12 protein-coding genes, 2 tRNA genes and 2 pseudogenes are annotated in these 15006 nt (G+C 44.0%); 15 read left to right on the top strand and 1 reads right to left on the bottom strand.

Annotated features, from left to right (window positions below; translation table 11 throughout):
* The first annotated feature begins 51 nt into the window (after nt 1-51).
* The 9 genes and pseudogenes from ACYZ97_RS04130 (at nt 52) to ACYZ97_RS04170 (ending at nt 10622) form a co-directional block, all read left to right on the top strand.
* Nucleotides 52-2361: a hemagglutinin repeat-containing protein gene (locus tag ACYZ97_RS04130; RefSeq protein WP_473300632.1), complete on the top strand. Its 2310-nt coding sequence runs from the start codon at nt 52-54 to the stop codon at nt 2359-2361.
* A gap of 10 nt (nt 2362-2371) precedes the next feature.
* Nucleotides 2372-2692, top strand: coding sequence for a hypothetical protein (locus ACYZ97_RS04135; RefSeq protein ID WP_473300213.1), 321 nt, complete (start codon nt 2372-2374; stop codon nt 2690-2692).
* 104 nt (nt 2693-2796) lie between these two features.
* Nucleotides 2797-4692, top strand: a pseudogene (locus ACYZ97_RS04140) (hemagglutinin repeat-containing protein); the annotation flags it as partial.
* Between the two features lie 12 nt (nt 4693-4704).
* The gene (locus ACYZ97_RS04145) at nt 4705-5058 is read left to right on the top strand and encodes a hypothetical protein (RefSeq protein ID WP_473300214.1); all 354 of its coding nucleotides are present in this window, start codon (nt 4705-4707) and stop codon (nt 5056-5058) included.
* Nucleotides 5059-5349: 291 nt separating this feature from the next.
* Nucleotides 5350-5763: a hypothetical protein gene (locus tag ACYZ97_RS04150; protein WP_473300215.1), complete on the top strand. Its 414-nt coding sequence runs from the start codon at nt 5350-5352 to the stop codon at nt 5761-5763.
* 905 nt (nt 5764-6668) lie between these two features.
* A pseudogene (locus ACYZ97_RS04155) lies at nt 6669-7644 on the top strand (IS30 family transposase).
* 242 nt (nt 7645-7886) lie between these two features.
* The gene (locus ACYZ97_RS04160) at nt 7887-8957 is read left to right on the top strand and encodes an ABC transporter substrate-binding protein (RefSeq protein ID WP_473300216.1); all 1071 of its coding nucleotides are present in this window, start codon (nt 7887-7889) and stop codon (nt 8955-8957) included.
* Nucleotides 8958-9109: 152 nt separating this feature from the next.
* Nucleotides 9110-9817: an ABC transporter ATP-binding protein gene (locus tag ACYZ97_RS04165; RefSeq protein ID WP_473300217.1), complete on the top strand. Its 708-nt coding sequence runs from the start codon at nt 9110-9112 to the stop codon at nt 9815-9817.
* 34 nt (nt 9818-9851) lie between these two features.
* Complete coding sequence (locus ACYZ97_RS04170; RefSeq protein WP_473300218.1) at nt 9852-10622, top strand: ABC transporter permease; 771 nt, start codon at nt 9852-9854, stop codon at nt 10620-10622.
* Nucleotides 10623-10668: 46 nt separating this feature from the next.
* On the opposite strand, the gene ACYZ97_RS04175 is transcribed toward ACYZ97_RS04170, so the two are convergent.
* Nucleotides 10669-10744 (bottom strand) — tRNA-Val (locus ACYZ97_RS04175).
* A gap of 219 nt (nt 10745-10963) precedes the next feature.
* On the opposite strand from ACYZ97_RS04175, the gene ACYZ97_RS04180 reads away from it, so the two are divergent.
* The 6 genes from ACYZ97_RS04180 (at nt 10964) to nuoE (ending at nt 14964) form a co-directional block, all read left to right on the top strand.
* Nucleotides 10964-11040: transfer RNA gene (locus ACYZ97_RS04180), tRNA-Asp, on the top strand.
* A gap of 308 nt (nt 11041-11348) precedes the next feature.
* Nucleotides 11349-11726, top strand: coding sequence for an NADH-quinone oxidoreductase subunit A (locus tag ACYZ97_RS04185; protein ID WP_473300219.1), 378 nt, complete (start codon nt 11349-11351; stop codon nt 11724-11726).
* Entirely contained in the window at nt 11717-12298 is a 582-nt protein-coding gene (locus ACYZ97_RS04190) for a NuoB/complex I 20 kDa subunit family protein (protein ID WP_473300220.1), read from the top strand. The genes ACYZ97_RS04185 and ACYZ97_RS04190 overlap by 10 nt, the downstream gene beginning before the upstream one ends.
* Nucleotides 12299-12310: 12 nt before the next feature.
* A complete protein-coding gene (locus ACYZ97_RS04195; protein WP_473300221.1) occupies nt 12311-12922 on the top strand; it encodes an NADH-quinone oxidoreductase subunit C in 612 nt (203 codons plus the stop codon).
* Between the two features lie 42 nt (nt 12923-12964).
* A complete protein-coding gene (locus tag ACYZ97_RS04200) occupies nt 12965-14155 on the top strand; it encodes an NADH-quinone oxidoreductase subunit D (RefSeq protein WP_473300222.1) in 1191 nt (396 codons plus the stop codon).
* The gene (nuoE, locus tag ACYZ97_RS04205; protein WP_473300223.1) at nt 14155-14964 is read left to right on the top strand and encodes an NADH-quinone oxidoreductase subunit NuoE; all 810 of its coding nucleotides are present in this window, start codon (nt 14155-14157) and stop codon (nt 14962-14964) included. Before ACYZ97_RS04200 ends, nuoE begins: the two co-directional genes overlap by 1 nt.
* Nucleotides 14965-15006 lie beyond the last annotated feature (42 nt).

Here is a 15006-nt window from a genome sequence, read left to right on the forward strand (position 1 = left end):
GGCGATGAGAAGGCTGGCGACATCACCTTAAAAGCAGGTGAAGATATCAATCTGGTCAGTGCTGTCGGTTCGCAAGACAGTAAAAGCAAATCGCAGTCGGAGAGCGTTCAGATTGCCCCTGATCTCAAAAGCGGAAATGCCTATTTTGACAAGGGTAAAACCACAACGGATGGTACCTATAATGTTAACAGCCATGTGACGGGAACAGGCGATGTCAGCCTTGAATCGGGCAAGGATACCAATCTCAAGGGGGCCGTTGTTTCCGGCGAGGGTGTCAAGGTTGATGTGGGTGGCAATCTCAATGTTGAAAGCCAGTTGGATAAGGAACGGATCAAGATTGATCATACGACCATATCGGGCGGCTATGGAAACAACAGTGCCAATTTTGATTACACCAAGCAAAAAGGCAAGGGCAAAAGCGACACGGTCAATGAACAGTCAGGCATTCATGCTGGTGATAGCGGCTTTGATATCAAGGTTGATGGCAACACTGATCTTAAGGGTGGCCTGATTACCAGTGAGGCCGGGGAAGATAAGAATAAACTTGAAACCGGCACTTTGACTTGGTCGGATGTTGAGACCAAGTCGGAATGGAGTACCAAGACATCGGGCTTTGGTGGCACAGTGGGCCCTGGTACGCAGGGTGCGCCGGGTAGCGGGCCATTGATCAAGCCGACATTGAAAGATGGCGACAAGGATGAAGGCAGTGCCAAGACAGCTGTTTCACCGGGTGAAATCACGATTACCAAGCCGGACGAACAGAAACAGGATGTCAATACGCTCAACCGCGATACGGCCAATACCAATGACGAGATCAAAGGTCTGCCGGATCTGCAGAAGAAGCTCAACGAGCAGCTGAAGACACAACAGGAATGGGCTAAGGCTGCCGAGAATATGGCCAAGGGTGTCAAGGAAGCCTCGGACTATATGAGGGAGCATGCCAAATCAGAAGCAGAAAAAAAGCTTTGGGATGAGGGTGGTGCCGCCCGTGCGGCCTTGCATGCTATTGCTGGTGGATTGCTGGGCGGTGTCAACGGGCTGGATGGTGCGATCAAGGCGGCGATTGGTGCGGGTGTCAGTACCATCATTGCCCCGTATGTCAAAAAGATTGTTGATCAGGCGATAGCCCAATCTGGCCTTAAAGGCGAGGATGCCAAGCGTTTGAGTGATACACTGACGTCAAGCATCGTGCTTGGTCTTCTCAGCGGTGCGGGTGGTAGCGATACCGGTGGTTATGCATCAAATGAGATCAAGTATAATTATTTGACAGAAAAGCAGAGAAAGAAAGCTGAAAAACTTGCAGAATGTTGGTTGAATAATGACGCCTGTGAGCCTGGAGAGCTGGAAACTTTTAATGAACAAATAGCTTTGCTTCTTGCCGAGTCGAAACAACAGACGTTGATTATGATGGACGTTTGCAATCAGGGGCCAAGTGAGGCTTGTTCGGCCATGATGAAAGATGCACAGGAGTTCCTTGATTGGCATAATACCGTATTCGTAGATTTTGATAAATGGGTCATTTTAAATTCAAATAACTTCTCTGTTAAAGATAAGGACGCGCTATTGGGAGCCAACCTCGATTCAATTGCGGTTGATGTATACAGTAGGGGGTTGTATGGTGAAGAGGCATCCCGTGAGATAGCTGCCCAGATTGCACGCCATGATGGACGTGTGCAGGTGGTGATGGGAGTGGTACAAATTGCCGGTGTTGCAGTGTGTTCAGCGGCCAATATTGCCTGTGTTTTGGGTGTCTCATCCGCATTGCTTGGTGTAAACCGTTTGGAGCAAGGCGCCCATCAGATTATCACATCTAAAGAACAGCTTTCTCTGATTGAAAAAGGGTTGATAGCAACCGGAGTGTCGCAAGCTCAAGCAACAGAAGTTTTGAATTTGATAGAAACAGGTGATGCCATAGTTACCCTTGGTTATGGCGGTTATGTCATCATTACATCAAAGCTTGGGAAGACAATTGCTGTTTCAAAAATTGGAGATGAGATTGTTGAGGGTGGTAGTAAATCAGCTAATGTTGATAATACTACTTTTGAAAAACTGTTTCCTAAAGGTGCAAATGGTAATCAAGGTGTTATTGATATTTTGAATCCTAATGGCAAGTTGATAGGTACAAATACATCAGGAAGCCGATATTTTGTTAGAACAGTTACACCAGAAGAATTCAATCAGCTTCAAACCCGGCTCCTTCAAGACGCAACACCAGCAGGCCCATATGCAAATGGAAATGGTATCTGGTATAATCTTCCTGCTGGAGGTCGTATTGGTGTTAGAAAATCTGTTGATAATGGCGTAACATTAGATTTTGATGTGCCGGGTATTTCAAACAAATTTAAAATACATCAAAAATAGGACGCTAATTATGAAGTATACACGCGATAATTTAGTCATGGATGCTAAAGAGTTATTGGATGAAGATGACTTTCCATTTGGATTAATAATTGACATGGGACGAGAAAAAAAAATGTTAGGTATTAGTCTAAAAAATTATATTAGAGAATATGTGCATGCAATATTTATGGCAGGTGGAGCACCTGTAAGTGATAAACACTATGAAACAAAGGATATTGATAAATTTGTAAATGATAAAATCATGGAATATGAACGTGCTGGTGGAGATAATTCAGATCAGCATACTTATTTTTACATGGAGCCATGGTTTAGCAAGTTTTCAGTTAAATAGAAATTTAAATTATCAGTGGTTAATTTGCCCCTGATCTCAAAAGCGGAAATGCCTATTTTGACAAGGGTAAAACCACAACGGATGGTACCTATAATGTTAACAGCCATGTGACGGGAACAGGCGATGTCAGCCTTGAATCGGGCAAGGATACCAATCTCAAGGGGGCCGTTGTTTCCGGCGAGGGTGTCAAGGTTGATGTGGGTGGCAATCTCAATGTTGAAAGCCAGTTGGATAAGGAACGGATCAAGATTGATCATACGACCATATCGGGCGGCTATGGAAACAACAGTGCCAATTTTGATTACACCAAGCAAAAAGGCAAGGGCAAAAGCGACACGGTCAATGAACAGTCAGGCATTCATGCTGGTGATAGCGGCTTTGATATCAAGGTTGATGGCAACACCGATCTTAAGGGTGGCCTGATTACCAGTGAGGCCGGGGAAGATAAGAATAAACTTGAAACCGGCACTTTGACTTGGTCGGATGTTGAGACCAAGTCGGAATGGAGTACCAAGACATCAGGCTTTGGTGGCACAGTGGGCCCTGGTACGCAGGGTGCGCCGGGTAGCGGGCCATTGATCAAGCCGACATTGAAAGATGGCGACAAGGATGAAGGCAGTGCCAAGACAGCCGTTTCACCGGGTGAAATCACGATTACCAAGCCGGACGAACAGAAACAGGATGTCAATACGCTCAACCGCGATACGGCCAATACCAATGACGAGATCAAAGGTCTGCCGGATCTGCAGAAGAAGCTCAACGAGCAGCTGAAGACACAACAGGAATGGGCTAAGGCTGCCGAGAATATGGCCAAGGGTGTCAAGGAAGCCTCGGACTATATGAGGGAGCATGCCAAATCAGAAGCAGAAAAAAAGCTTTGGGATGAGGGTGGTGCCGCCCGTGCGGCCTTGCATGCTATTGCTGGTGGATTGCTGGGCGGTGTCAACGGGCTTGATGGTGCGATCAAGGCGGCGATTGGTGCCGGTGTCAGCACTATCATTGCCCCGCATATCAAAAAGATTGTTGATCAGGCGATAGCCCAATCTGGCCTTAAAGGCGAGGATGCCAAGCGTTTGAGTGATACACTGACATCAAGCATCGTGCTTGGTCTTCTCAGCGGCGCTGGCGGTAGCGATACCGGTGGTTATGCCAGTAATGAGTTGAAGTATAATCTTTTAACTGTAAAGCAAATCGTTAGATTATCTGAGCTTGAGGAAATCTTACTGAAATGTGCCAAAGGCGCGTGTTCTGATGAAGAAAGAGAAAAAGTTTTAAAAGAACTTTCAGAAATTGATAAAGAAAATGAAAAATCAAACAAAGAGGTCTTGGAGCAATGCTCAAGAGGCGAAAGGCTGTTGTGCGATAATTACTTATATAAAAACGATATAAATCGTAAGTATATATACGACTTAGGCCAAGCCTTTAAAAAAGGTGAAATAAGTCAAGATGATTATGAGTTTTGGAAAGAATATAACTTAAACCTTTTGACTTTATCTTGGTATCAAGATCCACATTTAGTAACTGAATTCAATCGTGCATTTGGTACGCAGGGTGAATATGCGATAGATATTTTAACGATCATCTTTACAGCTGGAGAATCAGGTGTTGGGACAAGTGCAAAACTTGCTGCTCGCGCAAAAGCAGCACAGGTCCTTTCTCGTCCTCTAACGCAAGCAGAAAGCATAGCTCTTAGGGTGCAATTGACTGGTGAAGAGATCGCCGCTGGTCACGCATTTGAAAAACACGTTCTAGCGGGAGAATTTTCAGAATTTGGTATTCAGACTAGAAAACAATATGCTCGATTTATTGAAAATATTATTATAAACCCATCAGAAATTAGGTATGCTAAAGATGGGCGTATATTCTATTTAGATAACAAGACACGTACAGTTGTTGTTAGGAATCCCAAAGCGGAAGGTACAGCCTTTAGGCCCCCGTCAGCTAAAGAATGGGAAGATTACATCGCTACAAAAGTTCCTACTCGTAACAAGCCGCATTAGGAGTTAACATATATGATTAGAAATTACGATCTGACCAATGATGAAATTGAAACCATTAATAGGTCTATGACAAATTGTCTTATAAATATTGAAGATTGGGAATTCAATTCTCTTACAGGAGGGGAGAAAAGTGACATCTATAATCTTCAGCTCAAAATCAAGAAAATAAAGGAAGAAAAAAAAATAAATATCCAGTTTAATGATGATGAAATTAGATATATTCTTTCATGTTTAGCGGAGACTATGTTGAATAGTAGCTGGCATGCCAACAATTATCTTGCCATTATGGGGTCATATGGTGACAATGTTATTCCATTGATGGGTAAAGTAAGAAAATTAATCGATAATTACAATATAGAACTTTAATGGGCATTGTCAGAATAACTTTGTGTTTGGCGGGTAGCGTGATATTTTTGGAGTATGAGCAAGTCAGATCCTTTCAAATATTTCAAAACATCGACTGAAATCATCTGCTTGGCAGTGATGTTTTACGTGCGGTATCCACTGAGTTTTCGTCAGGTTAGAAATGCTCGCTATGTTTAGAAATGCTCGCTATGTATAAAAATAATATCTGGCGTTTGAGTGATACAAGATGGGTAAACTTAAAATATCTCTAACGTCTCAATTTCATTATTTTATAAGTGTCATCGGTCAACAATGTTATTGAAAAATCCTCTTTTCACCTTGTGTATTCTTCTTGTGCTTTCCGGCTGCACGCTAGCCATGCCATGGCAGACACAGACAATTGCCGGTTGGAACGACCGACCGATTGGCGCGCTGCAAGCGGTTTTGGGTGTGGCTGATGATATACAACCTGCAAAAGAGGGAACCCGCTATATCTGGCAGCAAAGCGATACACGATGGGTAACATCATCAGCTTCCTACAAAACGGCTGGGCTGAAAATGGTCAACGGCCACAATGTGACAACCATTCGCAATGGCCCGCCCATCCGTACCCCGCAACCGGTTTCGTGCCGTGTAACGGCAACAGTTGACCCGAAAGGCAATATCATAGCGTTGACCACAACATCTAACGGAATGAGCTGTCAGAACCTGCTTTCAAAACTATAGTCTTTATTAATTCCATAGCCATAGTTGTCGATTTGAATGTCGTTGTGTAGATCACGGCGGGCAGCAATCCGTTATTCGGCCTTGTCGGGGATGAAAAGGCTGGCGATATCACCTTAAAAGCAGGTGAAGATATCAATCTGGTCGGTGCTGTTGGCTCGCAGGATAGTAAAAGCAAATCGCAGTCGGAGAGTGTTCAGATTGCTCCTGATCTCAAAAGCGGAAATGCCTATTTTGACAAGGGTAAAACCACAACGGATGGTACCTATAATGTTAACAGCCATTAAAGAAAAAAATGTTACAATATCTCAGAGTAAATTTATTCAGCTAGTTAACACCCTTGAAAATATGGAAAATTTTAATGAAAAATAATTTTTGCGTTCATCTTAATGTTGGAAAGAATATATACAATGTAATATGCAAAGATGATTTTGCTAAAATATTTTTTAATGGTGTCGAAAAAAAAATGTGAATACTTTCTATTATCATCCATCTTTTTCGTTTGTAGGTGATTATACTGTTTATATTTGGTTTTGTACGAATCTATATATTTTAAATGGAGATGAAATAATAGAAATAGACTCAGATTATGAGTTACATTCAATTTTTTCTGTTTCAGAAAATACGCTTATTGTTGTTACGGAATTGAGTGTTTCTTGGAGGTCAACTTCTAACTGGGGCTTGTTATACGAGTATGTTCATGATGAAGTTATAATGAGTTATAGCATAAATGACATGAATTCGGTTTCATTTGAAGATTTTAATAATAAAAAATTTATTATAAATAAAGATGCTGGTATTGTGGTATTGTAAGAATATCTTTGCCTTTGGTGGGCGAGTTCCAATGTGAAGTGCAACACTCCAGAGCAATATGGTATTGCTCGTTTATCACAACGCGGAGTGTTGCCATGTCATCTTATTCACATTTGAGTTTTGAAGAAAGATCAGAAATCCATAATTTGCATATTCTGGGTTACAGTCTGGAAGCCATAGCAAAGCGTCTGTCACGTCATCGCTCAACCATTGGTCGCGAACTTAAACGCAACCGTCTCACCCACGGCGGCTATTCCCCTATTGTCGCACAAGGACGTTATCGGTTAAACCGGCAACGGCTGTGCCTTCTGGAAAAAGATAGCACTTTAAGCAGCTTTGTTATTGACCTATTATCCGAAGGCTGGACACCCGAACAGATCAGCGGTTGGCTAAAAGCAGAGAACGAGAAAGGCCTATGTGCTATTGCCTTTGAGACCATTTATACCTTCATCTATCGGGCCTCACAAAAAGGGCGCAAGCTATGGAAATATCTCACCCGTCATCACCATAAGCGTAAAAGGCAAGGTACTAAGGCCTCACGCGATAGGATCAAAGAGCGCCAATCCATTCACGACAGGCCGGATCATATCAATGATCGCTCGACCTTCGGCCATTGGGAAGGTGATCTGGTCATCTACAAAAAAACGTCCGCTATTGGTTATCCATGAGAGAAAGAGCCGGATAACCTTTATGGCTCGTATTGCCAACAAGTCAGCCGATGAAACACTCAATTCCATGTTGGCCATATTAAGCCGCCTTCAGCCACAGGCACGTCAATCTGTGACATTCGATAATGATATGACTTTTGCCAAACACCACGTTCTTGCCAAAAAGCTTAAGCTGGAAACGTGGTTCTGCGATGCTTATGCCTCGTGGCAAAAGGGCGGTGTCGAAAATACCAATGGCCGCATCAGGCGATGGCTACCGCGTCATACGGATCTCGACGCAATCAAGCAAAACGACATAGAGGACATTATCATCACGATGAACACGACACCGCGTAAATGCCTGAAATTCCAAACACCACTCCAAGCCTTCATGAAAGAACTTGGAACCAACATCAAATTATGATTCAAATAACCCAGTGTTGCACTTCACGCTGCAATCTACCGAGCTAAATTGAGATCGTAAATCTAAGCAAGTTTTGTTGTGTCTTTACAGTTTGTTCCATTTTAATGGTCATCTTAGATAAGAAACGGTGATATAGTTCTAAATACCGATGAATGGTTAGCTTAATTGCCATGGTTTGATGATTGTCGGCGTATGATTTTATCTATAATCATTATTTTTTATTCTGATTATAGGTGACGGTGATGTTGTTTTTTCGGTTTGTCGCACTTTCTTTTATGGTTTTGACTTATCTGGCCCAGCCTGCTGTGGCTGCAGATAAGGTGAAGCTGACAATTGCCTTGGCGCGTAATACGATAACGCCGGGAGAAGAGAACTATATGTACGCAATACCCAAGCAACTGGGCTATTTCGATCAGGATAATCTTGATGTTGAAATTTTACCGACGAATGGTTCTACGGCTGCCTTGCAGGCTGTTATTTCTGGTACGGCCGATATAGCCTTTGCATCATCCGCCAATATTGCTGCAGCGATTGATAAAGGAGCCGATCTGAAAGCCTTTGCAGGGGTTACAATTGTTTGGCCTTATTATATTGGTGTTCCTGAAGATTCTGGCATTTGGACGGTGGATGACCTTAAAGGTAAACGGATTGGTGTTATCAGTACGGCTTCAGCTTCTTATTCCGATTTGATGGCGAATTTAAAAACAGCCGGTTTGTCGGAAGACGATGTGGCAATTATTCCTGTCGGTGCTGGAGCACGTGCCGCGGCGGCTGTTAAATCCAACCAGATTGATGCTATGGATAGCTATACAGATGGTTTTACAGCTATGGCACAAAATGGTGTGAAGCTGCGCATGCTGAAAAGACCTGAAAAGATGGACAGGTTGTTTAGTGTGACTATGGTGACAACCAATAAGACTTTAGCTGAAAAAAGAGAACCGCTGATTCGATTTGTACGTGATGCCTATAAAGGGGTGATTTATACTAGGCTTTATCCTGAAAGTGCTATAAAAATGGCCTTTAAAGAGTTTCCTGAATTGCCCGGATCGAACGACATCAAAAGCCAGAAGGCAAAGAATACATTTGAACAAATGATGGATGCTCTTCATTACACGATACCGGCAGATGGTTCAGATCCGTATCATTGGGGACATTGGCTTGATTTACCAAAAGAGCGTTGGGAGGCTGTATTGGATTTTGCCTACCAATCGGGGCTGACAACTAGAAAGCTTGCCGTTGACGATATCTGGGATGATTCCTTGATGAATGAAATATACCAGTTCGGTATTGAGCAAATCCAACAGCAGCCATAAAAGGCTTAAGCATGTTTTAGCAAAAGAGATTGGGCTTGTGTTATTCGTTGATCGCGTTAAAACGCGCATTCATGGTGTGATAACCGGCAAGTGGTGTTTGTGTGATTGAAATTCGACATCTTAACAAGAGTTATAAAACCCATCAGGGGGAAATGACAATTGCTCTGAAGGATGTCGATCTTACGATTGCCAGTGGAGAATTTGTTTCTCTGGTTGGGCCTTCGGGCTGTGGAAAAACCACCTTGCTAAAAATATTGGCCGGCTTGGATCCATCTTTTGAGGGACATGTGTCTGTCAACGGTCATCCGGTTGTTAAGCCGACCGCTGATATTGGGATGGTTTTCCAAGATCCTATTCTTTTGCCGTGGCGCACTATTATTGAAAATATTTTGCTTCCCGTGGAACTCCATGGTTTGGAGCGTGAATTTTATACCGATCGCGCTATGGAACTTATGAATATGATGGGATTAAAAGGGGTTGATAATAAGTTCCCAAGTGAACTCTCTGGGGGGATGCGGCAGCGTGCCGGCATCTGCCGTGCTTTGATTCGCGATCCGCAGGTCTTGTTGATGGATGAGCCTTTTGCAGCTCTTGACGCCATGACACGTGACTTTTTGAATGAAGAGCTGCAGCGCATCTGGATGAGTAGCGGCAAGACAATTATTTTTGTAACCCACTCTATTCCAGAATCGGTTTTTCTCTCGGACCGTGTCGTTATTATGAGTCCGCGCCCCGGCTGCATTGCCGATATCGTTTCTGTCAAGCTTGCGCGTGAGCGCAAAAGAAGAGATTTGGCAAGTGACGAAGCCAATGATATCCTTTTTCGCATTCGTGATCATTTCACGCTTCATCCGCAATGATCCAGTCTGGTATGAGTAGAATAGGTTGAACCGTATGTTCACGAAACATCCTTGGTTGACACAGTGTTTTTATGTGGTGCTGTTTTTTCTTGTTGTCACCAGTTTGTGGGAAGTGACGGTTGTCTATTTTAATATTTCCCCCATGGTTTTGCCTTCACCAAGCATGATTGGCGATGAATTGTGGCGGTTTATCTGGGGATATGATCATTTTTGGGATCATTATATCATTACCATGCATGAGGTGCTTTTGGGGTTTGTTCTGGCGACAGCTATTGCTTTGATTCTGGGGATTGCTATTTCCGAGTGTTTCGTTTTGCGTCTGGGGCTTATGCCTTATGTTGTTGCTTTTCAGGTTGTGCCGACTGTTGCTTTGGCGCCTATTATTACCAACTGGTTCGGTTATGGCATGACATCCAAGGTGTTAATGGCGGCGCTGATCGCATTTTTTCCAATGCTATTGAATGTGATTGCTGGTTTGCAGGCTTCGCGTAATGACCAGATACAGATGTTGCGCTCATTTGGTGCAACAAACTTCCAGATTTTGCGCAAAGTTCGTATTCCAAATGCGCTTCCTTATATGTTTGTGGCGTTGGATCTCGGTATTATTTTTGCTTTGATCGGTGCTATCGTTGCCGAGTTTCAAGGCGCTCAGAAGGGGCTTGCACGAATGTTGCTGCAATATAACGAAAACTTCGAAATTGCGAAAATGTTCGCGGTTTTGGGGTTGCTTTCGTTGACCGGCGTCATTCTTCATATTGTTGTCGAATGTGTAAAACGCCGTATTATCTTTTGGGATGGTGAATAGGGGTGTTCCTGATTCACATTTGATTGCATAAATAATGGGGAAGAAATGGTGGGCGATGAGAGACTCGAACTCCCGACATCCTCGGTGTAAACGAGGCGCTCTACCAGCTGAGCTAATCGCCCGTTGAAGTTATATCAACAAACTGTGCCGCATGCTTTATGCAAAAGTCGCGTGAAGCGCAAGAGGCTGAATAGAAAGAATCGTTTTTTTTTCAATAAAATTGAAATTTATGCATTGCATAACACTTTTTTTAAAAAACCTCTCTCTACTTGCTTGACAGAAATGGATGAACACCGTAAACGACCGCTCACCAGATATTTGTTCTGGTTTAAAAATGGTGCGCGGGTGTAGCTCAGTTGGTTAGAGTGCCGGCCTGTCACGCCGGAGGTCGCGGGTTCGAGCCCCGTCACTCGCGCCATTTTTATTTTCCCCTTATTTATTACAGTCTAGTCTCTTGTGATGCCAGAGCTGTTGTTGGTTGAAAACCTCCGAATCCCTTGTTCACATTATTTTGCGATAAAAAAATAAAAAATGCGGTTTTATTTGGATGAAACCTATTGCTTCATCGCGAGGTGTGCGCTAACCCTCTGGCAGGAAAATTGATCGTACGGCATGCCCTTGAAGCTGTTAGTGTGAGACAATGTCTTAAAGCGCTTGGCATGTCTTGGTTTTAAGATGTGCTATGTTCGCTGCATTGACTTGTATACAGAGGTAGGCAATTGGATCATGACTGAATCATTGAGTGCATTATTGACTGCGTATCTGCCTGCGCTGATTTTCATTATTATCTCGATTGTGATTGTCGGTGCACTTTTGGTTATGCCGTATATTCTGGCATATCGTTCTCCTGATCCTGAAAAACTTTCTGCATATGAATGCGGATTCAATTCATTTGATGATGCGCGCATGAAGTTCGATATCCGCTTTTATCTCGTATCGATTCTTTTTATTATTTTTGATCTTGAAGTAGCCTTTTTATTCCCGTGGGCGGTTTCCTTCGGTTCGGTTGGCCTTTTTGGTTTTTGGTCGATGATGCTGTTTCTTGCCGTGCTGACAATCGGGTTTATTTATGAATGGAAGAAGGGAGCTCTCGAATGGGATTGACGAGCAGCAATTCGACTCTGGTTGCCCCGAAGCCGAAAGGGATTATTGATCCCAATACGGGTAAGCCGATTGGTTCTGATGATAAATTTTTTCAAGAAATCAATTCCGAGCTTTCCGATAAAGGTTTTCTGGTCACTTCAACGGACGCCTTGATTACATGGGCGCGTACTGGGTCTTTGATGTGGATGACTTTTGGTCTTGCCTGTTGCGCTGTTGAAATGATGCAGGCATCAATGCCGCATTATGATAATGAACGTTTTGGTTTTGCCCCGCGTGCTTCACCGCGTCAGAGCGATGTGATGATGGTTGCTGGCACGTTGACCAATAAAATGGCGCCTGCGCTTCGCAAGGTTTATGACCAGATGCCTGAGCCACGTTATGTTATCTCGATGGGCTCCTGTGCGAATGGTGGCGGTTATTACCATTATTCCTATTCGGTTGTACGTGGTTGTGATCGTATTGTGCCTGTTGATATTTATGTGCCCGGATGTCCGCCAACGGCGGAAGCGCTTCTTTATGGCATTCTTTTGCTTCAGAAGAAGATTCGCCGCACCGGTTCGATTGAGCGCTAAAGGAGTATCGCAATGTCTGTGGAAGCGCTTGTAGAATTGCAGAGCTATTTGCAAGAAAAGCTTGGGAAGAAGCTTGAGGAAGCCGTTTTGGCCTATGGAGAGCTGACGCTGGTGGTGGCGCCGAAAGATCTGGTTTCTGTGTTGGCCTTTTTGCGTGATGATTCACAATGCCTATTTGTTAATTTTGTTGATGCCAGTGGTGTTGATTTCCCGAGTCGTGAAAAGCGTTTTGATGTTTCGTATCATTTGCTCTCGCCGCGACAGAATATGCGTATTCGTGTTAAGGTTCGTACCGATGAAGAAACAGCTATTCCTTCGGCTTGTTCTGTTTATCCTTCGGCAGAGTGGTTTGAGCGTGAAGCTTATGACATGTATGGTATTCTTTTCTCTGGACATCCAGATTTGCGCCGTATCTTGACCGACTATGGTTTCGAGGGGCATCCTCTACGCAAGGATTTTCCGGTTACAGGTTTTTTTGAATGCCGTTATGATAATGAGGTCAAGCGCGTTATTTATGAGCCTGTTGTGCTTCGTCAGGAAATGCGTAGTTTTGACTTTCTGTCCCCATGGGAAGGAACGGAATATGTCCTTCCGGGTGATGAAAAAGCGGGAGAGGGCAAATGATGATTTGCAATATGCTCCGTTCTAACAGTGAAGGAGTTGATCGTGGCTGAGGTCAATGTCCGTAATTTTAATATCAATTTTGGTCCGCAGCACCCTGCGGCACATGGTGTTTTGCGTCTTGTGTTGGAGTTGGATGGTGAGGTTGTCGAGCGGGTTGATCCGCATATCGGCCTGTTGCATCGCGGCACCGAAAAGTTGATGGAAACCAAGACCTATTTGCAGGCGACACCTTATTTGGATCGTCTTGATTATGTTGCGCCGATGAATCAGGAGCATGCTTTTGTTCTGGCTATTGAAAAGTTGTTGGGTGTCGAAGTGCCCAAACGTGGCCAGTTGGTGCGTGTGCTTTTCAGTGAAATTGGCCGCATTCTCAATCATCTTTTGAATGTTACAACTCAGGCCATGGATGTTGGTGCGTTGACGCCACCTTTGTGGGGGTTTGAGCAGCGTGAAAAATTGATGATCTTTTATGAGCGTGCCTGTGGTGCACGATTGCATGCTAATTACTTCCGTCCGGGCGGAGTCCATCAGGATTTACCGGAAGAACTGGTCGAAGATATTGGCAAGTTTATTGATCCGTTTTTGGTTGCTTTGGGTAATCTTGATGATTTGATCACGCCAAACCGTATTTTCAAACAAAGAAATGCCGATATCGGTGTTGTTTCGCTTGATGACGCATGGGCACGTGGTTTTTCTGGTGTGATGGTGCGCGGCTCGGGTGCGGCTTGGGATTTGCGCAAAAGCCAGCCTTATGAATGTTATGACGAAATGGAATTTGATATTCCTGTCGGCAAAAATGGTGATTGCTATGATCGTTATCTCATCCGTATGGAAGAGATGCGTCAGTCGGCACGGATTATGCGTCAGTGTGTAGAACGTTTGCTGAGTACTGAAAGATATGGGCCGGTATCGAGCCTTGATCATAAGATTACGCCACCTAAGCGTGGTGAGATGAAACGTTCGATGGAATCGCTTATTCACCACTTCAAGCTTTACACGGAAGGTTTTCATGTACCGGAAGGTGAAGTTTATGCGGCTGTGGAAGCGCCAAAAGGAGAATTTGGTGTTTATCTGGTGTCAGATGGTACCAATAAACCTTACCGCGTCAAATTGCGTGCGCCGGGTTTTGCCCATTTGCAAGCCATGGATTTTTTGACAAGAGGCCATATGTTGGGTGATGCGACAGCAATTTTGGGTTCTCTTGATATCGTTTTTGGAGAGGTTGACCGCTAATGTCTGTACGCCGTCTCGCTGATGAATCTGTTCAACCGTCCAAGTTTTCCTTTAGCAAGGAAAATATGGCTTGGGCAGAAAAGACAATTGCCAAATATCCGGAAGGTCGGCAGCAGTCGGCTGTTATTCCATTGCTGATGCGTGCGCAAGAACAGGATGGTTGGGTTACACGTGCTGCGATCGAATATATCGCAGACATGTTGTCTATGGCTTATATCCGTGTTCTTGAAGTCGCGACTTTTTATACGCAATTCCAGTTGAAGCCGGTGGGTACGAAAGCGCATATCCAGGTTTGTGGAACAACGCCTTGTATGTTGCGTGGTGCCGGCGATCTGATAAAGGTCTGTCAGAAAAAAATTCATCATGATCCTTTCGAAACAAACAAGGATGGTACCTTGTCTTGGGAAGAGGTTGAGTGTTTAGGTGCTTGTGTGAATGCACCTATGGTTATGGTCTTCAAAGATACTTATGAAGATCTAACACCAGAACGCTTGGAAGAGATTATTTATGCTTTTGAAGCGGGTAAGGGGGAAACAATTCCTGTTGGTCCGCAATCAAGTCGTTATAGTTCGGAACCTATTACCGGATTGACATCATTGGATGATGGTGCATCCGATAAGCCTGCCAAAAAATCCACAGCCACTAAAAAAGTAGCTGAAAAGAAGACTTCTGATGGCAAAGCTCAGTCACCTGCGCGCTCTGCACAAAAGGGTAAGTCGACTCTTGTTGGCGAATCGACGGGTAAGGAACCGAAAGAAAAACAGAAGGCTGCGCCCAAACCTAAGGCTGCGCCTAAGAAAAAAGTTTAATTGAGCGCTTTTACGCGTTGAAAGAAAAGGGAAAGGTGAGAC

The organism is Bartonella sp. bp_1 (assembly GCF_055808085.1).

Coding starts and splice junctions, on each gene's coding strand:
- ACYZ97_RS04135 (WP_473300213.1), top strand. CDS start 2,372: ATGAAGTATACACGCGATAATTTAGTCATGGATGCTAAAGAGTTATTG.
- ACYZ97_RS04165 (WP_473300217.1), top strand. CDS start 9,110: ATGACAATTGCTCTGAAGGATGTCGATCTTACGATTGCCAGTGGAGAA.
- ACYZ97_RS04145 (WP_473300214.1), top strand. CDS start 4,705: ATGATTAGAAATTACGATCTGACCAATGATGAAATTGAAACCATTAAT.
- ACYZ97_RS04170 (WP_473300218.1), top strand. CDS start 9,852: ATGTTCACGAAACATCCTTGGTTGACACAGTGTTTTTATGTGGTGCTG.
- ACYZ97_RS04185 (WP_473300219.1), top strand. CDS start 11,349: ATGACTGAATCATTGAGTGCATTATTGACTGCGTATCTGCCTGCGCTG.
- ACYZ97_RS04160 (WP_473300216.1), top strand. CDS start 7,887: ATGTTGTTTTTTCGGTTTGTCGCACTTTCTTTTATGGTTTTGACTTAT.
- ACYZ97_RS04150 (WP_473300215.1), top strand. CDS start 5,350: ATGTTATTGAAAAATCCTCTTTTCACCTTGTGTATTCTTCTTGTGCTT.
- nuoE (WP_473300223.1), top strand. CDS start 14,155: ATGTCTGTACGCCGTCTCGCTGATGAATCTGTTCAACCGTCCAAGTTT.
- ACYZ97_RS04195 (WP_473300221.1), top strand. CDS start 12,311: ATGTCTGTGGAAGCGCTTGTAGAATTGCAGAGCTATTTGCAAGAAAAG.
- ACYZ97_RS04190 (WP_473300220.1), top strand. CDS start 11,717: ATGGGATTGACGAGCAGCAATTCGACTCTGGTTGCCCCGAAGCCGAAA.